Origin of the sequence: Stutzerimonas stutzeri (genome assembly GCF_002909485.1) — a bacterium.
In the GTDB taxonomy this organism is placed as follows: Bacteria; Pseudomonadota; Gammaproteobacteria; order Pseudomonadales; family Pseudomonadaceae; genus Stutzerimonas; species Stutzerimonas stutzeri_AH.
In genome coordinates this window covers 283,744-306,198 of record NZ_PPXG01000003.1, presented here as the reverse complement: position 1 = coordinate 306,198, position 22,455 = coordinate 283,744, and the positions used below count along the sequence as shown (strand labels likewise).

The 22,455-nt window shown below is 62.4% G+C and carries 28 protein-coding genes; 21 read left to right on the top strand and 7 right to left on the bottom strand.

What is annotated here, in order from left to right; all coding sequences use genetic code 11:
* Nucleotides 1-218 precede the first annotated feature (218 nt).
* From glnA to ntrC, 5 genes are all read left to right on the top strand, one after another.
* Nucleotides 219-1,625 (top strand): glutamate--ammonia ligase, encoded by a 1,407-nt coding sequence (gene glnA, locus CXK91_RS08830; RefSeq protein WP_103455786.1) that lies wholly within the window; start codon nt 219-221, stop codon nt 1,623-1,625.
* A gap of 164 nt (nt 1,626-1,789) precedes the next feature.
* The gene (locus tag CXK91_RS08825) at nt 1,790-2,347 is read left to right on the top strand and encodes a DUF4124 domain-containing protein (protein ID WP_103455785.1); all 558 of its coding nucleotides are present in this window, start codon (nt 1,790-1,792) and stop codon (nt 2,345-2,347) included.
* On the top strand, nt 2,344-2,973 hold the full coding sequence (locus tag CXK91_RS08820; protein WP_103455784.1) for a DUF4124 domain-containing protein: 630 nt from the start codon (nt 2,344-2,346) through the stop codon (nt 2,971-2,973). The genes CXK91_RS08825 and CXK91_RS08820 overlap by 4 nt, the downstream gene beginning before the upstream one ends.
* A gap of 169 nt (nt 2,974-3,142) precedes the next feature.
* Nucleotides 3,143-4,225, top strand: a complete 1,083-nt coding sequence (gene glnL / locus CXK91_RS08815) for a nitrogen regulation protein NR(II) (protein ID WP_103455783.1) — start codon at nt 3,143-3,145, stop codon at nt 4,223-4,225.
* Complete coding sequence (gene ntrC / locus CXK91_RS08810; protein ID WP_103455782.1) at nt 4,222-5,658, top strand: nitrogen regulation protein NR(I); 1,437 nt, start codon at nt 4,222-4,224, stop codon at nt 5,656-5,658. Before glnL ends, ntrC begins: the two co-directional genes overlap by 4 nt.
* Before the next feature lie 88 nt (nt 5,659-5,746).
* Here ntrC and CXK91_RS08805 read toward each other — a convergent pair whose 3' ends face one another.
* A complete protein-coding gene (locus CXK91_RS08805; protein ID WP_103455781.1) occupies nt 5,747-6,196 on the bottom strand; it encodes a hypothetical protein in 450 nt (149 codons plus the stop codon).
* On the opposite strand from CXK91_RS08805, the gene CXK91_RS08800 reads away from it, so the two are divergent.
* From CXK91_RS08800 to CXK91_RS08780, 5 genes are all read left to right on the top strand, one after another.
* Complete coding sequence (locus CXK91_RS08800; RefSeq protein ID WP_103455780.1) at nt 6,195-6,677, top strand: tRNA (cytidine(34)-2'-O)-methyltransferase; 483 nt, start codon at nt 6,195-6,197, stop codon at nt 6,675-6,677. The genes CXK91_RS08805 and CXK91_RS08800 overlap by 2 nt on opposite strands.
* A gap of 89 nt (nt 6,678-6,766) precedes the next feature.
* On the top strand, nt 6,767-9,139 hold the full coding sequence (locus tag CXK91_RS08795) for an FdhF/YdeP family oxidoreductase (protein WP_103455779.1): 2,373 nt from the start codon (nt 6,767-6,769) through the stop codon (nt 9,137-9,139).
* A gap of 137 nt (nt 9,140-9,276) precedes the next feature.
* Nucleotides 9,277-9,813, top strand: a complete 537-nt coding sequence (hslV, locus tag CXK91_RS08790; protein WP_103455778.1) for an ATP-dependent protease subunit HslV — start codon at nt 9,277-9,279, stop codon at nt 9,811-9,813.
* Between the two features lie 90 nt (nt 9,814-9,903).
* Nucleotides 9,904-11,247, top strand: a complete 1,344-nt coding sequence (gene hslU, locus CXK91_RS08785; RefSeq protein ID WP_103455777.1) for an ATP-dependent protease ATPase subunit HslU — start codon at nt 9,904-9,906, stop codon at nt 11,245-11,247.
* A 48-nt stretch (nt 11,248-11,295) separates the two neighbouring features.
* Nucleotides 11,296-11,670: a gamma-butyrobetaine hydroxylase-like domain-containing protein gene (locus tag CXK91_RS08780; protein WP_103455776.1), complete on the top strand. Its 375-nt coding sequence runs from the start codon at nt 11,296-11,298 to the stop codon at nt 11,668-11,670.
* A 153-nt stretch (nt 11,671-11,823) separates the two neighbouring features.
* Here the strand turns inward: CXK91_RS08780 and CXK91_RS08775 are convergent, their stop codons facing one another.
* Nucleotides 11,824-12,099 carry a polyhydroxyalkanoic acid system family protein gene (locus CXK91_RS08775; protein WP_003280968.1) on the bottom strand — a complete coding sequence of 92 codons (276 nt, stop codon included), beginning with the start codon at nt 12,097-12,099 and terminating at the stop codon, nt 11,824-11,826.
* Between the two features lie 244 nt (nt 12,100-12,343).
* Between CXK91_RS08775 and ubiE the strand changes: the two genes are divergently transcribed.
* The 10 genes from ubiE (at nt 12,344) to CXK91_RS08725 (ending at nt 19,028) form a co-directional block, all read left to right on the top strand.
* Entirely contained in the window at nt 12,344-13,114 is a 771-nt protein-coding gene (gene ubiE, locus CXK91_RS08770; protein WP_038664182.1) for a bifunctional demethylmenaquinone methyltransferase/2-methoxy-6-polyprenyl-1,4-benzoquinol methylase UbiE, read from the top strand.
* On the top strand, nt 13,114-13,737 hold the full coding sequence (locus tag CXK91_RS08765) for a ubiquinone biosynthesis accessory factor UbiJ (RefSeq protein ID WP_103455775.1): 624 nt from the start codon (nt 13,114-13,116) through the stop codon (nt 13,735-13,737). The genes ubiE and CXK91_RS08765 overlap by 1 nt, the downstream gene beginning before the upstream one ends.
* Nucleotides 13,734-15,344, top strand: a complete 1,611-nt coding sequence (gene ubiB / locus CXK91_RS08760; RefSeq protein ID WP_103455774.1) for a ubiquinone biosynthesis regulatory protein kinase UbiB — start codon at nt 13,734-13,736, stop codon at nt 15,342-15,344. The genes CXK91_RS08765 and ubiB overlap by 4 nt, the downstream gene beginning before the upstream one ends.
* A 49-nt stretch (nt 15,345-15,393) precedes the next feature.
* Nucleotides 15,394-15,789: a phosphoribosyl-AMP cyclohydrolase gene (gene hisI, locus CXK91_RS08755; RefSeq protein ID WP_103455773.1), complete on the top strand. Its 396-nt coding sequence runs from the start codon at nt 15,394-15,396 to the stop codon at nt 15,787-15,789.
* Nucleotides 15,782-16,114 (top strand): phosphoribosyl-ATP diphosphatase, encoded by a 333-nt coding sequence (locus CXK91_RS08750; protein WP_103455772.1) that lies wholly within the window; start codon nt 15,782-15,784, stop codon nt 16,112-16,114. The genes hisI and CXK91_RS08750 overlap by 8 nt, the downstream gene beginning before the upstream one ends.
* Before the next feature lie 20 nt (nt 16,115-16,134).
* Entirely contained in the window at nt 16,135-16,365 is a 231-nt protein-coding gene (gene tatA / locus CXK91_RS08745; protein ID WP_103455771.1) for a twin-arginine translocase TatA/TatE family subunit, read from the top strand.
* Nucleotides 16,366-16,439: 74 nt separating this feature from the next.
* Nucleotides 16,440-16,865 carry a Sec-independent protein translocase protein TatB gene (gene tatB / locus CXK91_RS08740; RefSeq protein WP_103455770.1) on the top strand — a complete coding sequence of 142 codons (426 nt, stop codon included), beginning with the start codon at nt 16,440-16,442 and terminating at the stop codon, nt 16,863-16,865.
* Complete coding sequence (gene tatC, locus CXK91_RS08735; RefSeq protein WP_103455769.1) at nt 16,862-17,665, top strand: twin-arginine translocase subunit TatC; 804 nt, start codon at nt 16,862-16,864, stop codon at nt 17,663-17,665. The genes tatB and tatC overlap by 4 nt, the downstream gene beginning before the upstream one ends.
* On the top strand, nt 17,662-18,369 hold the full coding sequence (locus CXK91_RS08730) for a 16S rRNA (uracil(1498)-N(3))-methyltransferase (protein ID WP_103455768.1): 708 nt from the start codon (nt 17,662-17,664) through the stop codon (nt 18,367-18,369). Before tatC ends, CXK91_RS08730 begins: the two co-directional genes overlap by 4 nt.
* A 239-nt stretch (nt 18,370-18,608) precedes the next feature.
* Nucleotides 18,609-19,028 carry a UPF0158 family protein gene (locus CXK91_RS08725; protein WP_103455767.1) on the top strand — a complete coding sequence of 140 codons (420 nt, stop codon included), beginning with the start codon at nt 18,609-18,611 and terminating at the stop codon, nt 19,026-19,028.
* Nucleotides 19,029-19,038: 10 nt separating this feature from the next.
* Here CXK91_RS08725 and dtd read toward each other — a convergent pair whose 3' ends face one another.
* Together dtd and pip are read right to left on the bottom strand one after the other, a co-directional pair.
* Entirely contained in the window at nt 19,039-19,476 is a 438-nt protein-coding gene (dtd, locus tag CXK91_RS08720; RefSeq protein WP_103455766.1) for a D-aminoacyl-tRNA deacylase, read from the bottom strand.
* Nucleotides 19,473-20,447 (bottom strand): prolyl aminopeptidase, encoded by a 975-nt coding sequence (gene pip / locus CXK91_RS08715; protein ID WP_103455765.1) that lies wholly within the window; start codon nt 20,445-20,447, stop codon nt 19,473-19,475. The genes dtd and pip overlap by 4 nt, the downstream gene beginning before the upstream one ends.
* Before the next feature lie 78 nt (nt 20,448-20,525).
* On the opposite strand from pip, the gene CXK91_RS08710 reads away from it, so the two are divergent.
* Nucleotides 20,526-20,951, top strand: coding sequence for a hypothetical protein (locus tag CXK91_RS08710; RefSeq protein ID WP_103455764.1), 426 nt, complete (start codon nt 20,526-20,528; stop codon nt 20,949-20,951).
* A gap of 13 nt (nt 20,952-20,964) precedes the next feature.
* Here the strand turns inward: CXK91_RS08710 and CXK91_RS08705 are convergent, their stop codons facing one another.
* The 3 genes from CXK91_RS08705 to CXK91_RS08695 form a co-directional block, all read right to left on the bottom strand.
* Nucleotides 20,965-21,498 (bottom strand): lipocalin family protein, encoded by a 534-nt coding sequence (locus CXK91_RS08705; RefSeq protein WP_103455763.1) that lies wholly within the window; start codon nt 21,496-21,498, stop codon nt 20,965-20,967.
* A gap of 23 nt (nt 21,499-21,521) precedes the next feature.
* Entirely contained in the window at nt 21,522-21,776 is a 255-nt protein-coding gene (bamE, locus tag CXK91_RS08700; RefSeq protein WP_103455762.1) for an outer membrane protein assembly factor BamE domain-containing protein, read from the bottom strand.
* Between the two features lie 76 nt (nt 21,777-21,852).
* Nucleotides 21,853-22,455, bottom strand: coding sequence for a DUF924 family protein (locus tag CXK91_RS08695; protein WP_103455761.1), 603 nt, complete (start codon nt 22,453-22,455; stop codon nt 21,853-21,855).

The following is a 22,455-nucleotide window of genomic DNA, read 5'->3' as shown; positions in this document are numbered from 1 at the left end:
TTCGCACCATTACCGCGCAGCCATTGCTCCAGACAACTATGCTCCCTCCTTTATAAGTGTCGCAGTACCGCAATTACCGGCCTGCAGTCCCAAGACGGAGCACTGGCATGCAATTTGCTCCCTTGTGAGGCAGGTCGCCGTGACGGAGTATCCCCGCTCGGCTTCACCCCTAGATTTCGGAAGCAACCTGTCAACGCTTCCACCACTTGGAGAGCACCATGTCGAAGTCGCTTCAACTGATCAAAGATTACGATGTGAAGTGGATTGATCTGCGCTTCACCGACACCAAAGGCAAGCAGCACCACGTGACCGTTCCGGCCCGTGACGCTCAGGACGAAGATTTCTTCGAGCACGGCAAGATGTTCGACGGCTCGTCCATCCATGGCTGGAAAGGCATCGAAGCCTCCGACATGATCCTGATGCCGGTCGACGAAACCGCCGTTCTCGATCCGTTTACCGAAGAGCCGACTCTGATTCTGGTCTGCGACATCGTCGAGCCGAGCACCATGCAGGGCTACGACCGCGACCCGCGCTCCATCGCCAAGCGCGCCGAAGAATTCCTGAAAGGCACCGGCATCGGTGACACCGTATTCGTAGGCCCGGAGCCGGAGTTCTTCATCTTCGACGAAGTGAAGTTCAAGTCCGACATCTCCGGCTCCATGTTCAAGATCTTCTCCGAGCAGGGCTCCTGGAACACCGACGCCGACATCGAAGGCGGCAACAAGGGCCATCGCCCAGCCGTTAAAGGTGGCTACTTCCCGGTTCCGCCGTGCGACCACGACCATGAAATCCGTACTGCCATGTGCAACGCCATGGAAGAGATGGGCCTGGTCGTAGAAGTGCATCACCACGAAGTGGCAACTGCCGGTCAGAACGAAATCGGTGTCAAGTTCAACACGCTGGTCAACAAGGCTGACGAAGTTCAGACCCTGAAGTACTGCGTACATAACGTGGCTGATGCCTACGGCAAGACCGCCACCTTCATGCCGAAGCCGCTGTATGGCGACAACGGCTCGGGTATGCACGTACACATGTCCATCTCCAAGGATGGCAAGAACACCTTCGCTGGCGAAGGTTATGCCGGCCTGTCCGAGACCGCTCTGTACTTCATCGGCGGCATCATCAAGCACGGCAAGGCGCTGAACGGTTTCACCAACCCGTCGACCAACTCCTACAAGCGTCTGGTCCCGGGCTTCGAAGCACCGGTCATGCTGGCCTACTCGGCTCGCAACCGCTCCGCCTCGATCCGTATTCCCTACGTTTCCAGCCCGAAAGCCCGCCGTATCGAAGCGCGTTTCCCGGATCCGGCTGCCAACCCTTACCTGTGCTTCGCTGCACTGCTGATGGCTGGTCTGGACGGCATCCAGAACAAGATTCACCCCGGCGATGCCGCTGACAAGAACCTCTACGATCTGCCGCCGGAAGAAGGCAAGCTGATCCCGCAGGTTTGCGGCAGCCTGAAGGAAGCTCTGGAAGAACTGGACAAGGGCCGCGCGTTCCTGACCAAGGGCGGCGTGTTCTCCGACGATTTCATCGATGCCTACATCGAGTTGAAAGCGGAAGAAGAAATCAAGGTGCGCACCTTCGTGCACCCGCTGGAATACGACCTGTACTACAGCGTCTGATCCAGACTGCGTGACAGGAAGGCCACCCTCGGGTGGCCTTTTTCGTTTCGGCGGCACGACTGCTCGCCGTGCAGCTTGTCGCGGCTCGCAATTTCCGCCGATCGAGCTTGCCTGGAGCTTTGAGCAGTGCAAGGCTTCCGAAGACAAACCCCGCGGAGCGTCCCATGCGTAGCGCACTGTTCAGCTTGCTGTTCATTCTCAGCATCCCGGCCTTCGCCGAGATCTACAAATACACCGACGCCAGTGGCAACACGGTATTTACCAACCAACCGCCGGAAGGCGTACAGGCCGATACTGTGGAGCTTCCGCCGGCCAATACCGTAAATATTCGTACACCCGAGCCGCCTCCGATGCCGGATCATCAACAGTCGCAGCAAGCGCCCTACCAGACCCTGATCCTGAGCGGCATTCCGGAAGCCGAGGCGCTGCGCGCCAACAACGGCACCTTTGTAGTAAGCGCCCTACTGGAACCCTCCCTGCAACCGGGACATACCCTGCGCTTCCTGCTCGATGGCATTCCCCAGGCCGTAGCAAGCCCGGCAACTTCGCTACAACTGAACAACATCGAGCGCGGCGACCATCGCCTGCAGGTCGAGGTGCTCAGCGGTGAACGAGTGATCCAGCGCAGCGAGGCAGTGCCCTTCACCGTGCAGCGGGTCAATACCTCCAGCCCTGCGCTGCGCCCGCCGCCACCCAAGCCCAAGCCCAAGCCGGCGCCTTGAGCATGCTCCGACAGGCGTTGGCTGCCCTCCTGCTGGCGGTAGCCTTGCCCGTGTCCGCTGCCGTCTACAGCTATACCGACGCCGACGGCAATCGGGCGTTCACCGACCGCCCTGCCGGCCGGACGGTCGAAGAGGTGAACCTGAAACCTTCCAACAGCATGCCCGCACCGCCAGCACCAGCCATGCGCGCCGCGAAACCGGTCGCACCCAAGATTGCAGTCGTCAGCTATCACCTGCGCGTCCTCAGCCCGGCAGCGGACGAGACGATTCGCAACAATGCCGGCAACGTCAGCGTCACCGTGGAGGCGGAACCCGCACTGCAACCTGGCCATGCCTATCAGGTACTGCTGGACGGACAGCCCTTCGGTGCACCAGGCGAGCAAGCCTCGTTTGAACTGGGCAATGTCGATCGCGGCACCCATCAGCTGGCGGTCGCCGTGGTGGATGAAGAGGAACGCGTCCTGCAACGCACCGAGGACCAGCCCTTTCACCTGCTGCGCACCTCTCTGGCTCAACGGCGGATGGTAAATCCGTGCAAGAAAGCCGATTACGGCGTGCGCCCGGAATGCCCGCTCAAGGACAAGCCGAAAGAAAAACGCAACATTCCCTTCGTGCCCTTTCTATGATCACTGGGCGCACCTGTTTGGTGCATCCATCAGGTGTACGGATCGCCCGTCACCAAATTGGGTCACCGGACAGCCCGTAGGGCTGCAGCATCACGCCGATCCGCGCCGCAATGGCGCGTTTGGTTTGGTTCTTGCATTTCCTGCCTGACCTTCCGGACGCAGACCAGCCATGATCAACGAAGCCCTGCAACGCCTGCTGATCGAGAATCTGACTACCGCGACGCTGCTACTCAATTCGCGCTTGCGCCTGGAATACATGAATCCGGCTGCCGAGATGCTGCTGGCTGTCAGCGGCCAGCGCAGCCATGGCCAGTTCATCAGCGAACTGTTCACTGAGTCGCCGGAAGCTCTGGCCGCCCTGCGCCAGGCTGTGGAAGAGGCCCATCCGTTCACCAAGCGCGAAGCAACTTTGACTTCCGCCACCGGCCAGACACTGACCGTGGACTACGCCGTGACGCCGGTACTGACCCGCCAGGAAACCATGCTGCTGCTAGAGGTGCTGCCCCGCGACCGACTGCTGCGCATCACCAAGGAAGAGGCGCAGCTGTCCAAGCAGGAAACAACCAAGATGCTGGTGCGCGGGCTGGCCCACGAGATCAAGAATCCGCTGGGTGGCATTCGCGGTGCCGCACAGCTTCTGGCCCGCGAGCTGCCCGAAGAGCATCTGAAGGACTACACCGAAGTCATCATCGAAGAGGCCGATCGCCTGCGCAATCTGGTCGACCGGATGCTCGGTTCGAACAAGCTGCCGTCGCTGTCGATGACCAATATTCACGAAGTGCTGGAGCATGTGGCCAGCCTGATCGAGGCGGAGTACCAGGGAAGCATCATTTTGGTGCGCGATTACGACCCAAGCATCCCTGAGGTCCTGATGGACCGTGAACAGATGATCCAGGCGGTGCTCAATATCATGCGCAATGCGATGCAGGCGCTCGCCGGGCAGAACGAGCTTGGCCTCGGCCGCCTCACCCTGCGCACCCGCACGCTGCGCCAGTTCACCATCGGCCATATCCGTCATCGCCTGGTGGCACGCATCGAGATCATCGACAACGGCCCAGGCATTCCCGCCGAGCTGCAGAACACGCTCTTCTACCCGATGGTCAGTGGTCGCCCGGACGGAACCGGGCTGGGCCTTGCCATCACCCAGAACATCATCAGTCAGCACCAGGGTCTGATCGAGTGCGAGAGCCACCCCGGCCACACCGTGTTCTCGATCTTCCTACCGCTGGAACAAGGAGCCACACAAGCATGAGCCGAAGCGAAAACGTCTGGATCGTCGACGACGACCGCTCCATCCGCTGGGTCCTGGAAAAGGCCCTGCAACAGGAAGGCATGGCCACGCAGAGCTTCGACAGTGCCGACGGCGTACTCGCCCGGCTCTCGCGCCAGCAACCTGATGTGATCATTTCCGATATTCGCATGCCTGGCATCAGCGGCCTGGACATGCTCTCGCAGATTCGCGAGCAGTATCCACGCCTGCCCGTCATCATCATGACCGCGCATTCGGATCTGGACAGCGCCGTAGCGTCCTATCAGGGCGGCGCCTTCGAGTACCTGCCCAAACCATTCGACGTTGACGATGCCGTATCGCTGGTCAAGCGCGCCAACCAGCACGCCCAGGAACAGCAGAGCCAGCAGGAGCCAGCCAACCATCACCACACCCCGGAAATCATCGGTGAAGCGCCGGCGATGCAGGAGGTGTTCCGCGCCATCGGCCGTCTCAGCCACTCCAACATCACCGTGTTGATCAACGGCGAGTCGGGTACCGGCAAGGAGCTGGTGGCCCATGCCCTGCACCGCCACAGCCCGCGCTCGGCTTCACCCTTCATTGCATTGAACATGGCGGCGATCCCAAAGGATCTGATGGAGTCGGAGCTGTTCGGCCATGAGAAAGGCGCCTTCACCGGCGCGGCCAACCTGCGCCGCGGTCGCTTCGAGCAGGCCGACGGCGGCACCCTGTTTCTCGACGAGATCGGCGATATGCCAGCGGATACCCAGACGCGACTTCTGCGCGTATTGGCCGATGGCGAGTTTTATCGGGTGGGTGGGCATACGCCGGTGCGAGTCGACGTGCGCATCATCGCCGCGACGCATCAGGACCTGGAAACCCTGGTGCAGGCCGGCAAGTTCCGTGAAGACCTGTTTCACCGCCTGAACGTCATCCGCATTCACATCCCCCGCCTGTCCGACCGGCGCGAAGACATACCGGCGCTGGCCGAACATTTCCTCGCCAGCGCCGCGCAGGAGCTGTCGGTGGAAACCAAGGTGCTCAAGCCCGCTACCAAGGAGTACCTGCAGAACCTGCCGTGGCCGGGCAACGTCCGCCAGCTGGAAAACACCTGCCGCTGGATCACGGTGATGGCCTCCGGCCGCGAAGTGCATGTCGACGATCTGCCGCCGGAATTGCTCAGCCAGCAGGCCGAGGCGCAACCGGCGCATAACTGGGAGCAGGCGCTGCGCAACTGGTCCGATCAGGCATTGGCGCGCGGCCAGAGCAACCTGCTCGACGAGGCAGTGCCAGCCTTCGAGCGCATCATGATCGAGACCGCACTCAAGCACACCGCCGGCCGCCGTCGCGATGCCGCGCTACTGCTCGGCTGGGGTCGCAATACGCTGACGCGCAAGATCAAGGAACTGGGCATGCGCGTCGATGGCAGTGACGAGGACGACGGCGACGACAGCTGACCTACCCGTGGGCGGCGAGATATAGAGAGTGACCACGAACCCCGCTGATGGCGGGGTTCGTCGTTTCTGACGCAGCGATTCTTTCAGCTCACGGTCGCTTGGCCGCCACCACCTTTACCGCGAGGTGCCAGCCGCCATCGCGACGTTCTCCACGCCACTGTCCCTGCAACGGCCGCGCCGCGACCAGGTGCAGCAACAGACCTTTCTCAGTCTGCTGCACACGCCAGGCAACGGGCATTCCCTGGAGCTGTAATTGTCCGGACTGTGGCTCGCCCTGCGCCTGAAACAGGAGCGCGAACGCCCCCTCAAGATGCTCGTCATACACTTCCGGCTCGCGGTCGAAGCGCAAAGCCAAGCCCTGCGGCGACACTTCAACCGCTTCGAGCTGCACCGGCCCGGGCGCGGTGAGGCGACCGATCATCAGCCCGACCAGCAGGCCGATCAGCACCAGCGAGCCGAAAAACCGTCTGCGTATGCGAGGCATCGGATCCTTCTCCCCGGTAGAATGCCGCCGGTCTTCAACCTCGGTGCTGCGCATGTTTCACGTGATCCTGTTCCAACCGGAGATTCCGCCCAATACCGGCAACATTATCAGGCTCTGCGCCAATACCGGCAGCCACCTGCATCTGATCGAGCCGCTCGGTTATGAACTGGACGACAAGCGTCTGCGCCGTGCCGGCCTCGACTACCACGAATATGCCTCGCTGGAGCGTCACGCCGACTTGCCAAGCTGCCTCGAGCGGATCGGCATTGACGCTGCAAACCCCGATGGTCCTCGCCTGTTCGCCTTCACCACCAAAGGCTCGCAGCCCTTTCACGAAGTGAGCTATCGCCGCGGCGACGCACTTTTGTTCGGCCCCGAGAGCCGCGGCCTGCCGCCGGAGATTCGCGATGCGCTGCCCAACGAGCAGCGCCTGCGCCTGCCGATGCGACCAGACAGCCGCAGCCTGAACCTGTCCAATACCGTGGCCGTCGCAGTGTACGAGGCCTGGCGCCAGCACGGCTTCGCCATGGAGTAAGCGGCACAACCTTGTGACAAAGGGTCCTGAACGATCCGGCATGGTCTTCGTCGTAAAAAGACAAGCTCCCTGGCAGAAGGAGAAACGACGTGTCCCAGACCAAGTTCAGGCCTTACCGCGCACCCGCCGGCGGCTGGGGATCAGCCTATTCCGTCGCCAACATCCTGCTGCGCGAACGCGTCTCGCCGGCGGGCATCGGCCTGCTGCTCAAGCAGAACAAGCCGATCGACGGCTTCGCCTGCGTCAGCTGCGCCTGGGCGAAGCCACATCCTTCACGACCGCTGTCCTTCTGTGAAAACGGCGCCAAGGCGACTGCGTGGGAAACCACGTCGCTACGTTGTGGGCCCGAGTTCTTTGCCAAACACAGCGTCAGCGAGCTGCTCAATTGGAGCGATTACGATCTGGAGCAACAGGGTCGCCTGACCCATCCACTGCGCTACGACGCCGCCAGCGACCATTACCATCCGGTCAGCTGGGATGAGGCTTTCGCCGAGATCGGTGCCGAACTCAAGGCCATGGCTGATCCAGATCAGGTGGTGTTCTACATGTCCGGCCGAGCCGCGCTGGAGACGGCCTACATGTATGGCGTGCTGGCGCGGATGTACGGCACCAACAACCTGCCAGACAGTTCCAACATGTGCCACGAGAGCACTTCAGTGGCACTTCCGGAAAGCATTGGCGTACCGGTGGCCACCGTCACTCTGAACGATTTCGAGCACACTGACGGGCTGTTCTTCTTCGGCCACAACACCGGCACCTCCAGCCCGCGGATGCTGCATCAGTTGCAGGAAGCTCGTGAGCGCGGCGCGCAGATCGTCACCTTCAACCCGTTGCGTGAGCGCGGTCTGGAGCGCTTCGTCAATCCGCAATCACCGCGCGAAATGCTCACCCCGGACAGCACGATAATCAGCACCCAGTATCACCAGTTGGCCATCGGCGGTGACATGGCCGCCATCGCAGGCATGTGCAAGGCCCTGTTCGCCATGGACGACCAGGCCGTTGCCGAGGGTCGCAAGCGCGCGCTCGACGTGCCCTTCATCGAGCAGCACACCCATGGCTTCGAAGATTTCGAGCAGCGCATCCGCAGTTATAGCTGGGCGCAGCTGGAACGCCGCTCGGGGCTCAGCCGTACGGCAATGGAAGCGGCAGCAACCGTCTACGCGCGCTGCGAACGGGTAATCACCCCTTATGGCATGGGCCTGACCCAGCACCGCTACGGTGTGCAGACCATACAGATGCTGGTCAATCTGCTGCTGTTGCGCGGCAACATCGGCAAGGAAGGTGCAGGCATCCTGCCGGTGCGTGGCCATTCCAACGTCCAGGGCCAGCGCACCGTAGGCATCACCGAGAAAGCGGCGAAGGTCCCGGCGGACAACCTGCGTCGACAGTTCGGCTTCGAACCGCCTAGCGAGGATGGCGTGAATACCGTGGAAGCCTGCGAAGGCATCCTCGACGGTAGCATCCGCGGCTTCATCGGCCTGGGTGGCAACTTCGTTCGCGCGATTCCAGACACCCTGCTGATGGAGCCGGCATGGCGCAACCTGCGGCTATCGGTACAGGTATCGACCAAGCTCAATCGTAATCACCTGATCACGGGTGAGGTGTCGTACATTCTGCCCTGCCTGGGGCGGACCGAGATCGACCGCCAAGCCACGGGCGAGCAGCGTCACACCACCGAGGACAGCACCGGCTGCATCCGCGCCTGGCGTGGCGCCGCCGAGCCCGCTGGCGAGCTACTGCTGTCGGAACCGGCAATCATCGCGCGGCTGGCCAAGGCCACGCTGGCGCCCAACCCACAGCTCGACTGGGACGCCTGGGTCGCGGACTACAGCCTGATCCGCGACGCCATCGCTGAGAGTTATCCGGAAATCTTCCACGACTTCAACGTGCGCATGATGGAGCCGGGCGGCTTCCACCGCCCGCTCGGCGCCAGCGTGCGGCGCTGGGATACCGAGTCGGGCAAGGCCAACTTCATCAATCCACAGTCGCTGTCCGCCGACCCGGATACCGAAGAAAACGGTCACGAGCAGCACGACGTGCTGCAGATGATGACGCTGCGCAGCAACGACCAGTTCAACACCACCGTCTACGGCTACGACGACCGCTTCCGCGGCATCCACGGCACACGCGCGGTAATCCTGATGAACCGCAACGACATCGTCCGCCTCGGTCTGGCCGAGGGTGATCGCATCGAGGCGATCACCGTGGTCGACGACGGCGTCCACCGCGCGGTCAGTCCGCTACGGGTGACGCCTTACGACATTCCCGAGGGCTGCTGCGCTGGCTACTACCCTGAATGCAACGCGCTGTTACCGGTCTGGCACCATGCCGAACGCAGCAAGGTGCCGGCCGCCAAGTCGATTCCGGTGCGCCTGCGCAAACTGATCGCTGCGGCGGTTGCCGGCGATGTGCCGCGCCAACCCGGTCGGCCGCAACGCAGCGAAGAACCCGGACCGGCCTGAGCCGCTGAACGCCGCAAAGCAAAGCCCTGTAACACGGCTGTCGATGAACCTCACCGACGGCCGTTGAAAAGCCGGCAGCGGTCCCCCATATCAACCGCATTCGGGCATTCATCGCCCCGCAGTGTGGAGATTTCCCTTTGACCACCATCGTTTCAGTACGCCGCAACGGCAAAGTCGTCATGGGCGGCGACGGCCAGGTTTCCCTGGGCAACACCGTCATGAAAGGCAACGCGAAGAAGGTGCGCCGCCTCTATCACGGCCAGGTGCTGGCCGGCTTCGCCGGTGCCACCGCCGATGCTTTCACCCTCTTCGAGCGCTTCGAAGGGCAGCTGGAGAAGCATCAGGGTCATTTGGTCCGCGCCGCCGTCGAGCTGGCCAAGGACTGGCGTACAGATCGTTCGCTGAGCCGACTGGAGGCAATGCTGGCGGTAGCCAACAAGGACGCTTCGCTGATCATCACCGGCAATGGCGACGTGGTGCAGCCCGAGGACGACCTGATCGCCATGGGCTCCGGCGGCGGCTTCGCCCAGGCCGCGGCCAAGGCGCTGCTGCTCAAGGCCGGCGCCGATATGTCGGCCCAGGAAATCGCCGAGACGGCGCTGACCATCGCCGGCAGCATCTGCGTGTTCACCAATCAGAATCTGACCATAGAGGAGCTGGACAGCGCGATCTGACAGGCCGATGAAAAACCAGCTGCATTGCCTCGCCTAGGTTTTTCAAGCCGCCTGCTTGTACCCCGCCCAGCCTTCCGGAGTAACGAAACAATGTCCATGACGCCCCGCGAGATCGTCCACGAACTCAACCGCCACATCATCGGCCAGGAGGACGCCAAGCGTGCCGTCGCCATCGCCCTGCGCAATCGCTGGCGGCGCATGCAGCTGCCCGCCGAGCTGCGCCAGGAAGTCACCCCGAAGAACATTCTGATGATCGGCCCTACCGGCGTCGGCAAGACCGAGATCGCCCGCCGCCTGGCCAAGCTGGCCAATGCGCCTTTCATCAAAGTCGAAGCGACCAAGTTCACCGAGGTCGGGTATGTCGGGCGCGACGTCGAGTCGATCATTCGCGACCTGGCCGACGCCGCGCTGAAGATGTTGCGCGAGCAGGAGGTGCACAAGATGCGCCACCGCGCCGAGGACGCCGCCGAGGAACGCATTCTTGACGCCCTGCTGCCGCCGGCACGCCCGGTGGGCTTCTCCGAAGAGCCAATGCAGGCGAGCGACTCCAACACCCGTCAGCTGTTCCGCAAGCGCCTGCGCGAAGGCCAGTTGGACGACAAGGAGATCGACATCGAAGTGGCCGAGAGCCCGGCCGGCGTGGAGATCATGGCTCCGCCCGGCATGGAGGAGATGACCAATCAGCTGCAGAACCTCTTCGCCAACATGGGCAAAGGCAAGAAGAAGAACCGCAAGCTGAAGATCAAGGAAGCCTTCAAGCTGATCCGCGACGAGGAAGCCGCGCGCCTGGTCAACGAAGAAGACCTCAAGGCCCGTGCGCTGGAAGCTGTGGAGCAGAACGGCATCGTCTTCATCGACGAGATCGACAAGGTTGCCAAGCGCGGCAATACCAGCGGCGCCGACGTCTCCCGCGAAGGCGTGCAGCGCGACCTGCTGCCGCTGATCGAAGGCAGCACGGTCAACACCAAGCTCGGCATGGTCAAGACCGACCACATCCTGTTCATCGCATCCGGTGCCTTCCACCTGTCCAAGCCCAGCGATCTGGTGCCGGAACTGCAGGGCCGCCTGCCGATTCGCGTGGAGCTCAAGCCGCTGTCGCCGCATGACTTCGAACGCATCCTCACCGAGCCGCACGCGGCGCTTACCGAGCAGTATCGTGAGCTGCTGAAAACCGAGGGGCTACATATCGAATTCCTCGAAGACGGCATCAAGCGCATCGCCGAAATCGCCTGGCAGGTCAACGAGAAGACCGAGAACATCGGCGCTCGCCGTCTGCACACGCTGCTCGAACGCCTGCTGGAGGAGGTTTCCTTCAGCGCTGGCGACATCGCGGCCAAGCAGGATGGCGAAGCAATCCGCATCGATGCCGCCTATGTCAACGAGCACCTAGGTGAGCTGGCGCAGGACGAAGACCTGTCGCGCTACATCCTCTAACCGTCGCGGCCGTGGCGCTTGCCACGGCCGGCCTTTCCGGAGTGCTGCATGCGCATCCCCACCGCTATCAAGCTGCACAAGGCGTCGAAAACGCTGGAACTGGAATACGCTGGCGACGAGCGCTATGTGCTCAGCGCCGAGCTCCTGCGCGTGCATTCGCCCTCGGCCGAAGTGCAGGGCCACGGCAATCCGGTGCTACAGACCGGCAAGCTGAACGTCGGCGTGGAGCAGATCGAACCGGCAGGCCAGTACGCGCTAAAGCTGACCTTCAGCGACGGCCATGACAGCGGCCTGTTCACCTGGGATTATCTGGAACGCTTGGCGGTGAATCAGCAGGCGTTGTGGGAGGAGTATCTTGCAGCGCTGGCAGCTGCCGGCAAATCCCGCGATCCGGACATCTCGCCAGTGAAGCTGATGCTCTGAAACGAAGCTTTCGTAGGGTGGATCACGCTTCACCGATCCACCGATCCACTGATCCACTGATCCACCAAATAGAATCGCGGCTCCGCGGCGGTGGACGTAAAAAGCGACATCCACCCTACGTCGCGCTCATGTACGCGAAACGGCAGCGCTGGCTCAGACCAGCGCCTTGTCCAGCGCCCGCTCGATCTGGCCCTGAATGCTGCTACCCATGGCCGAGAGCAGCAAACCGAGGTTGAGCAGGACCTTGACGCTGTCCTCGTATACCTCGATACGTCCATCCGCGCCGCTACGTTTGACCGCCAGCACATCGCCCTGCCATTGGCAGCTCACGCCGAACTCGCGAGCCAGCCGTGCGGCCAGCTCGTCGGCCTTCTCGCGTGCGGCCTCGCGGCCAAGATTGTGGGTACGTTCGACGATGATCTGGGCCATTACGACTCCTGGCTGCGCCCGAAAAGGCGCGCACTATAGCAAAGCGACGGCGAGCGGCGGTCGGATCGCCCGGCCATGCTTGCCGCAGCCCGCCGACGCGCACGGCGATTCACCTCCTGACAGCGCCGTCCGCTCCCTGCGACATGTCACCGCTAGCCCTTTTGCCGGCCGCCACCAGCTCGACGCTTATCAGCCGGCCATTTAGGTTTAGAATGCCGGGCACATTCTTCTCGGCGAAAGTGACATGACCGACCCTCGCAAAGCGCATGACGCAGAACCGACCACCCATTTCGGCTACAAGAACGTGCCGGAAAGCCAGAAGGCGCAGAAGGTGGCCGAGGTGTTCCACTCCGTGGCCGCCAAGTACGACCTGATGAACGACCTGATGTCCGGTGGCGTTCATCGCCTGTGGAAGCGCTTCACCATCGAGCTGTCCGGCGCCCGCCACGGCAATCGCATCCTGGACATCGCCGGCGGCACCGGTGACCTGACCCGCCAGTTCTCGCGCATCGTCGGCCCCACCGGCGAGGTGGTGCTGGCCGACATCAATGCCTCGATGCTCAAGGTCGGCCGCGACAAGCTGCTGGACAAAGGCGTGGCCGGCAACGTCAAGTTCGTTCAGGCCGATGCCGAGAAGCTGCCGTTCCCGGACAATCACTTCGACGTGGTCACCATCGCCTTCGGCCTGCGCAACGTGACGCACAAGGAAGACGCCATCGCGTCGATGCTGCGCGTGCTCAAGCCGGGCGGCCGCCTGCTGGTACTGGAATTCTCCAAGCCGACCAACCAGCTGTTTTCCAAGGCCTACGACGCCTACTCGTTCAGCCTGCTGCCGATGATGGGCAAGCTGATCACCAACGACGCCGAGAGCTATCGCTACCTGGCCGAATCGATCCGCATGCACCCGGATCAGGAAACGCTAAAGAGCATGATGGAGACCGCCGGTTTCGAGCGCGTCAGCTATCACAACATGACCGGCGGCATCGTCGCCCTGCACCGCGGCATCAAGCCCTGATGTTGCGCACTGCCCTGCTGGCCGCTGCCGAGCGCGGCATCAATCGGGTCCTGCGCCTGGACCCCACGGCATTGCCGCGACTGGCACGCCTGAGCGGCCGGATCATCGAGATCGACTGCACGGCGCCGGCCTGGCGCCTGTTCATCCTCGCCGACGATGAAGGCCTGCGCCTGGCCAGCAACTGGGGCGCGGATGCCGATTGCCGTCTGCGTGCGCCGGCGAGCAGCCTGCTGCGCCTGGCTGTCAGCCGCAACAAGACTGCCGTACTGCACGGCCCCGACGTCGAGATCGATGGCGACAGCGGCCTGCTGATGAATCTCGCCGAAGTGCTACAGGATCTGGAGCTGGACTGGGAGTACGAAGTCTCCCGTTGGCTCGGTCCGGTCGGCGCGCAGCTGCTCGGCTCCAGTCTGCGCAATCCAGTTGAATGGGTACGCACTAGCGCCGACTCGCTGCGCCAGGATCTGGCCGATTACCTCAGCGAGGAATCCCGCGCCCTGGTCGGCCAGGCCGAAGCCCAGGCACGCTTCGACGAACTGGACGACATGAAACTTGCACTCGACCGACTCGAAGCCCGCATCGAGCGTCTTGCCCTCAACCTGAATCCAGATCGCCCCGAATGAAGCTGTTCGCCGCCGCACGCCGCCTGTTTCGCATCCTGCTGGTGGTGATCCGCTACCGCCTCGATGACATCATTCTCGACCTGCCGATGCCCTGGTGGCTGCGTGGCACCAGCTACCTGCTGCCCTGGCGCTGGATTCCACGGCGCAACAGCGAGTTGTCGCGCGGCGCACGCCTGCGCCTGGCGCTGGAAGGACTGGGGCCTATCTTCATCAAGTTCGGCCAGATCCTCTCTACTCGCCGCGACCTGCTACCACCGGATATCGCCGAAGAGCTGGCGATGCTGCAGGACCGTGTTCCGCCTTTCGATTCAGCCGTCGCCACGGCACTGATCGAGCGCCAGCTGGGCGCTTCGGTGGGAGAAATCTTCGCTCGCTTCGACAGCAAGCCGCTGGCCTCCGCTTCGGTGGCCCAGGTGCACGCAGCCAAGCTGCGTTCCGGCGAGGAAGTAGTGGTCAAGGTGGTCCGTCCGAACCTCAAGCCAATCATCGGCCAGGATCTGGCCTGGCTATTCATGCTGGCCAAGACCGCCGAACGCATCTCCATCGATGCACGTCGCCTGCATCTGGTTGAAGTTGTCGACGACTACGCCAAGACCATCTATGACGAACTCGACCTGCTGCGCGAGGCCGCCAACGCCAGCCAGCTAAAGCGTAATTTCGAAGGCTCGCCGCTGCTCTACGTGCCGCAGGTGTACTGGGATTACTGCCGGCCACAAGTGCTGGTGATGGAGCGCATTTACGGCGTTCCCGTAACCGACATGGCCGGCCTGAAGCGACAAAACACCGATATGCGCCAGCTCGCCGAGCGCGGCGTGGAGATCTTCTTCACTCAGGTGTTCCGCGACAGCTTCTTCCACGCCGACATGCACCCCGGCAACATTTTCGTCAGCACCCATCAGCCTTGGAGCCCGCAATACATCGCGGTGGACTTCGGCATCGTCGGGAGCCTGACGCCCGAGGATCAGGATTACCTGGCGCGCAACCTGATGGCCTTCTTCAAGCGCGACTACCGCAAGGTCGCGCAGCTGCATATCGATTCAGGCTGGGTGCCAGCGGAAACCAAGGTCAATGAGTTCGAAGCCGCGATCCGTACCGTTTGTGAACCGATCTTCGAAAAACCGCTGAAGGACATCTCCTTTGGTCAGCTGCTGGTTCGCCTGTTCCAGGTCGCTCGTCGCTTCAACATGGAAGTGCAGCCTCAGCTGGTGCTGCTGCAGAAGACCCTGCTAAATATCGAAGGCCTCGGCCGCGAGCTGTATCCGGATCTCGATCTCTGGAGCACCGGCCAGCCCTATCTGGAGCGCTGGATGCGCGAGCGCATGAGCCCCAAGCAGCTGATCAAGAACGTACATGCGCAGATCGAGCAGTTGCCGCACCTCGCCCATATGACCCGCGAGCTGCTCGAGCGCATGTCGCACCCCCATGCGAACAATCCGCCGCCGCCATGGCGCGAGCGTCACCACGGCTGGCCGCTGCGCCTGATCGGCGCGGTACTGCTGGGCAGCGGCGCCACGCTGGCGGCCAGCGCCGACAATCTTGCCGCGATCACCGCATGGCCGGCCTGGGTGATGTTGGTAGCCGGCATATTCATCGTGGTGCGCCGATAGCCATCGCCGATGCAGGCTGGCACACTTGGCGCATTGAGCGGAGAACCCGATGAACTGGCTGGATGAAATCAACTGGAACGCCGACGGCCTGGTCCCGGCGATAGCCCAGGACCACCGAACCGGCCGCGTGCTGATGATGGCCTGGATGAATCGTGAGGCGCTCACGCTGACTGCGCAGGAAAATCGCGCCATCTATTGGTCACGTTCGCGTGGCAAGCTGTGGCGCAAGGGCGAGGATTCCGGGCACGTGCAGAAGCTGCACGAGCTGCGGCTGGACTGCGACGCCGACGTAATCATCCTGATGGTCGAGCAGGTTGGCGGCATCGCCTGCCATACTGGCCGTGAAAGCTGCTTCTACCGTGTCTTCGAAAATGGCAGCTGGAAGGTCGTCGAGCCGGTTCTCAAAGACCCGCACGCCATCTACTCGGAGCACAAGCATGAGTGACACCCTTACCCGCCTGGCGGAAGTGCTGGAATCGCGCAAGGGTGCGGCACCGGACAGCTCCTACGTTGCCAGTCTGTATCACAAGGGCCTGAACAAGATTCTCGAGAAGGTTGGTGAAGAATCGGTAGAAACCATCCTCGCCGCCAAGGACGCCGCCACGAGTGGCGACGCCAGCGACCTGATCTACGAAACCGCCGATCTGTGGTTCCACAGCATGGTCATGCTCGCCGCTCTCGGTCAGCACCCGCAGGCCGTGCTGGATGAACTGGACCGACGCTTCGGCCTCTCCGGACACGCGGAAAAAGCCGCGCGCCCGCAAACCTGATTCACATCGGAGATATCACCATGGGTTTTGGCGGCATCAGCATCTGGCAACTCCTGATCATCCTGCTCATCGTTATCATGCTGTTCGGGACCAAGCGCCTAAAAGGCGTGGGCTCGGACCTCGGTGATGCGATCAAGGGCTTCCGCAAATCCATGGGCACCGACGAGGAGAAGCCCGGCGTGGAGGACAAGCAAAACCACACCATCGATGCGCAGGCACGAAAGGTCGAAGAACCGACCAAGAAAGACTAGCCATACGGTCAATGCGGTCGTGCCGGCGGTAATCGCTGCGCGGCCGCTCTCCCTATTGATGTGAGCACGTCCTGATGTTCGATATCGGTTTCACCGAACTGCTACTGGTCGGCCTGGTAGCGTTGATGGTGCTCGGCCCGGAACGCTTGCCCGGCGCAGTGCGCACCACCGGCCTGTGGGTCGGTCGGCTGAAACGCAGCTTTGCCAACATAAAGGCCGAGGTTGAGCGCGAAATCGGAGCCGACGAGATTCGTCGGCAGCTGCATAACGAGCGTATCCTCGACCTCGAGCGGGAGATGAAGCAAAGCATCATGCCGCCCACGCCGAGTTCGACCGCTGCCACGCCGCCGGCGACCAGCAATGCTGGAGAAGCCGTGGCTGCTGCAAACGTCGGCGCTACTACGAACGCCAGCATCGGCATCGACGCACCGCCTGCCGAGCCAGCCCCTAGCGCTGCGCCGGCACCAACTCCCCGCCCCGACAGATCGCCAGAACCATGAGCAAGCCTTCCATCGACGACCAGGAAATGCCGCTGGTCGCTCATCTGACCGAGCTGCGTAAGCGCCTGTTGCGCTGCGTGATCGCCATCGGGCTTCTTTTCGGTGGGTTGTTCTACTTCTCCCAGCAGATCTACGCGCTGGTCGCTGCACCGCTGCGCGCTTATTTGCCGGAAGGCGCGACGATGATCGCCACAGGCGTGGCCTCACCGTTTCTGACGCCGTTCAAGCTGACGCTGATGGTGGCGCTGTTCCTCTCGATGCCGATCATCCTGCACCAGATCTGGGGCTTCATCGCGCCCGGCCTGTACAAGCACGAAAAGCGCATCGCCGTACCACTGCTGGTGTCGAGCATCTTTCTGTTCTATGGCGGTATGGCCTTCGCCTACTTCGTGGTGTTTCCGATCATGTTCGGATTCTTCGCCAGCGTGACGCCGGAAGGCGTGGCGATGATGACGGACATCGGCCAGTACCTGGATTTCGTGCTCACGCTGTTCTTTGCCTTCGGAGTGGCGTTTGAGATTCCAGTGGCGACCTTCCTGCTGATCTGGGTTGGCATCGTGGACGTGGCCACGCTGCGCAAGAGCCGCCCCTATGTAATCGTGGGCTGCTTCGCCGTCGGCATGGTGCTGACGCCTCCGGACGTCTTCTCTCAAGCATTACTCGCTGTGCCAATGTGGCTGCTGTTCGAGGCTGGCGTGATTTGCGGCAGCATGATCAAAAAGCGCGAAGCACATTTCCGCGGTGATGCGGACGACGAAACGCGGGAAGCCACCGACCAACCTCCTGCTTCGCGCCCGTGAACCTGCTGCTGCTCGACACGCCCGATTTCGTCGGCGCTGACCGAGTCCTGCTGCGCGACCGGCGCCTGACCCATCTGCAGCAGGTGCATCGCGCCGAGGTCGGCGAGCGCCTGAAGGTCGGTCTTCTCGGCGGCCATATGGGCAGTGGTCTCCTGCTGCGTCTGGATGCAGGCGAGGCTGAATTGCAGGTGACCTTCGACCAGCCGCCACCGCTTAAGCTGCCGGTGACAGTGCTGCTGGCGCTACCACGACCAAAGATGCTGCGGCGCGCGTTGCAGACGGTCGCCGCCATGGGTGTGCCGCGCCTGGTGCTGCTCAACAGCTACCGGGTAGAAAAGAGCTTCTGGCAAACCCCCTTTCTCGAGCCTGTCGCCATCCATGAACAGCTGATCCTCGGGCTGGAGCAGGCGCGCGATACGGTAATCCCTGAAGTAATCATCGAGAAGCGTTTCAAGCCCTTCGTCGAAGACCGGCTACCCCAACTAGCTGCAGGCACCCTGGGGCTGGTCGGACACCCCGGCGATTACCCGCACTGCCCTCGCGCGGTAACCGCGCCGGTAACCCTAGCGATCGGCCCGGAAGGTGGCTGGATTCCCTACGAGGTGGACAAGCTCGCCGCGGCCGGTCTGCAGCCCGTGCAGCTGGGCGAGCGTATCCTTCGTGTGGAGACGGCAGTCAGCGCCCTGCTGGCGCGATTGTTCTGAAGAACAATCGACTACCCCCTCCGGCATCCCGCATGGTTCCCGCCACCCTCCCAGTCAAAGCCATCTAAGGTTCTCCGGCCCTTTGTTCGGAAGGCCGTTCGCCGGCCAGACCGTCGCGCACCGATGAACGTAACGCACCCACCCGGTTTGGGGGAGTCAGAGATCTAGACTGCTCATGTTTCCGCGTGACCGCGCGGGGATTCCTATACGCCTTAATCCAATAAAGAGCCGTTCTTGCCATGCGACCATTGACCATCGACATGTACCGTCTGGAGTACGCCCTGGACGGACGCGACAGCGCCGAGTACTACCTGGATCTGGAGAACGGCGAGATCCGCGCCGTATTTCCCAGTGAGCCCGCTCCCGGCGTCATGGAAAAGTACGACGTACAGCAAGATCGCTACTTGCACATCGAACCGCTGGAATTCGCGCAATCGCTGGCGATGCGTGAGGCATTCCTGCTTACCCAGCATGATCCCTTCGCCCACGCGGTGTTGAGCAACGCGTTGAAAGGTCGCAAGCCGCTGCGCACCTTTGATTTCAAGCTGGAGGACTTTCCCGAGGCGAGGGAGGCCTGGCTGGAGTATCAGACAGCGCAGCTACGCGAACACGCAATCACCTGGCTGCGCGACAACGACCTGGAGCCAGTCCGGCACTAAGCCGCGGAAATCAGGTTTCTAGAAGGAAGGTTACAGGGCCGTCGTTGACCAGATGCACCTGCATCTCAGCGCCGAAACGGCCACAGGCTACGTGCGGATGCTGCTGACGCGCCTGCGTCAGCAGATACTCGTAAAGCGCTTCGCCCTTTGCCGGCGGCGCTGCGCTAGAGAAACTCGGACGCAATCCACTGCGGGTATCGGCCACCAGAGTGAACTGGGACACCAGTAACAAGCCGCCGCCGATGTCTTTCAACGAGAGATTCATCTTGCCTGCATCGTCGCCGAAGACGCGGTAGTTGAGCAGCTTGTGCAGCAGTTTGTCGGCCCTGGCCTGATCATCTTCATGTTCGACACCGACCAGCACCAGCAGCCCCTGGTCGATGGCGCCGACCACTTCGCCGGCCACCTCAACCCGTGCCTGGCTAACCCTCTGAATCAGCCCCTTCACTCGGCATCCGCGGGCGGCAGGTCCAGGAGGCGGTGGGCAATTTCTACGGTTGCGCGCACCAATGCATCGGCAATCCCCAGTTCTGCCGCGGAATGGCCGGCATCGCGGATAATCTGCAGCTCGCTGTTCGGCCACGCCTGGTGCAGCTCCCAGGCGTTGTCCAGCGGACAGATGGCGTCGTAGCGCCCGTGCACGATGATGCCCGGCAGGTGTGCGATCTTCGGCATATCGCGCAACAGCTGATTAGGCTCGAGAAAAGCCTGATTGACGAAGTAATGGCATTCGATACGGGCCATCGATAATGCCCGATGGGTATCGGCAAACCGCTCGACCACCTGATTGTTCGGCCGCAGCGTAGCGGCTCGTCCTTCCCAGCAAGACCAGGCCTTGGCGGCATGCATCTGGGCGATCTGATCGGAACCGGTGAGCCTGCGGTAGAAGGCCTGCATCAGATCGTCACGCTCCTCCGGAGGGATCGGCGCGAGGAAGTCCTGCCAGTAGTCCGGGAACAGGCGGCTGGCACCTTCCTGGTAGAACCAGGCGAGGTCCTGCGGGCGGCATAGAAAGATGCCTCGCAGGATCAGGGCGTGTACATGTTCGGGATAGGCCTGGGCATAGGCCAGAGACAGCGTCGATCCCCAGGAACCACCGAAAAGCACCCACTTGTCGATGCCCAGATGCTCACGGATACGCTGCATGTCGGCAAGCAGATGGGCTGTGGTGTTGTTGTCCAGGCTGGCATGGGGGGTAGACCGGCCACAACCGCGCTGATCGAAGGTAATGATGCGATACAGACTCGGATCGAAAAAGCGCCGACTGAGCGCATCGCAGCCACCGCCTGGACCGCCGTGCACGAACAATACGGGCAGGCCATCCGGCGATCCACTCTCGTCGACATAAAGCACATGCGGATCTTCCACCGCCAGCTCGTGTCGGGCGTAAGGTTTGATCTCCGGATACAAGGTCTGCATGGCACACTCCTGATCTGCGGCGGGCAGGCTAGCCCGCATGACGTTAGCGGCATCATAACGGGGTTCGAGGAGTTGAGCATGTCACCATGGAAAATAGCTGCGCTGGCCGTGCTACTGGCGCTCGCTGGTTGCGGCCGGGATGACCCGCAAGCAGCATTGCAACAGGCGGCAAAGGAGCTGCAGGCTAGTTTGGAAAGCAAGCAGACGGGGAAGCTGATGGACCTGCTACATGCCGATTTCCAGGCCCAGCGCCAGTACGATCACGAATGGGCAAGGCGGACCGCAACGCTGATGTTCCTGCGTCACCGCAACGTCCGGGTGATCGCCCTGAACGAGCGTAGCTGGGTGGACCCGACCTATCCCGATCGCGGCCATACCGAAGCTCAGGTCGCGCTCACCGGCGCCGAGTCGCTATTGCCACAGCAGGCTGGCCACTACCAGGTCAGGCTCCAGTGGCGGCAAGAAAACGGGGAATGGCAGCTGGCGGGCCTGGAATGGGAATGAGCAGGCCGGGCGATCACTGACGCCAGAGTAGCTCGCTGGTGTCATAACCACGCCGCTCGGCTTCGGCAAGCAGACGATCACGGGTCGCCTGATCGACCTCGGTGTTGCGCGCAAGCAGCCAGAGGTACTTGCGATCGGGGCTCCCAACCAGCGCCGTGCTGTAGGCATCGTCGAGATATAGCACCCAGTAGTGCCCCTTGGTCAGATCAGGAAAAAGCCGGCTGAACCAGTTGTCGAACCGGACCCACAGCCGATCGGTGCTACCAGCTTCCTGCGGCACCGCCTCGCCTTTCGCCTCCTGCCACTCACCGTCGGCGGTCTCGCAGCGATTGATCACCGCGACGTCGCCGTCACTCTGCAGGCTGTAGTGCGCTTCGGAGCGTACGCAGTCTCGCTGAAAGAACATCGGCAATCGCGCCAGTTCGTACCAGGTCCCTTGATAGCGCCCAAGATCGACCTCGCCCACGGTTTCAGGGGGCTGCTCGCGACCGCCGCCCACGCATCCGCTCAGCAGCATCAGACATAACAGGGCAACACTTGCTCGCATGGGGGCTCCAGGTACGTATGTCGTTATTTCAGGCCATTGCCAGAAAACATCATCACTTTATCGCCGGCGAACTGAACGCTGATGAAGCGATTCTTCTCGCCCCAGGTGCAGCTGGACATACCCAGCGCGCCAGCACATTCGCCTGGCTTGCCGAGCAGCTGCTCGACCTCCGCTCGCTCCATGCCAGGCTTTAGCTTGGCGAAGTTTTCCTGGGTGACCGGGCTGCACGCAGCTAACAAAACGGCGCATGCAATCAGCAGTGGGGTACGCAATGACATATCGAGCTCCTTGCTTGTTCTAAGGTTCAATGCCTACGGGAAGAGTCGCCGCAGAGTGCGTGAGCAGCGGCCACCCTCAGAAGGACGAGCCTGGCTGCTCAAGAAATAACCGTTCGGTGTCGCTGGACTCGCGATCGAGAATGGCGTTGCGATGCGGGAAGCGCCCGAAACGGGAGATGACCTCACGGTGGCGGTCGGCATAGTCGAGGAAGCCGCCGAACAGCGACCGCTCCTGCTCGTCGGCGATATCGCGCAGCCCCGTGAAATGCGCAACGGCCAGATCCTGCACCGCCAGGTTTTCCGCGTGCTCGAGCACCAGGTAGATGAACACGCGTTGGATCGGCGCGAGCAGCATATCGCCGCCGTGCGCCAGACCATCGCGGACCAACTGCTGCGCGCGCTCGTCCCCGGCGAAAGCCCGTGGTGTGTTGCGATGGATCATGCGCGGCAGCTGATCGAGCAGCAGGACCAGCGCGAGCCAGCCTTCAGGCAACTCAGCCCAGTCCTGCAGACCGCCATCCAGCGCCTGCTCGACCAGCGGGCCGAAGCGGTCGCGGGCCTCCGCATCCTGCTGCGGACGGTAACCAAACCAGAGTCGCTGCTTCTCAGCCGCAATCTCGTTTGCACTGGTGCCCTGGCCGAACCACCAGTGGAGCAATTCCTGCCAGGGCGCCTGCAC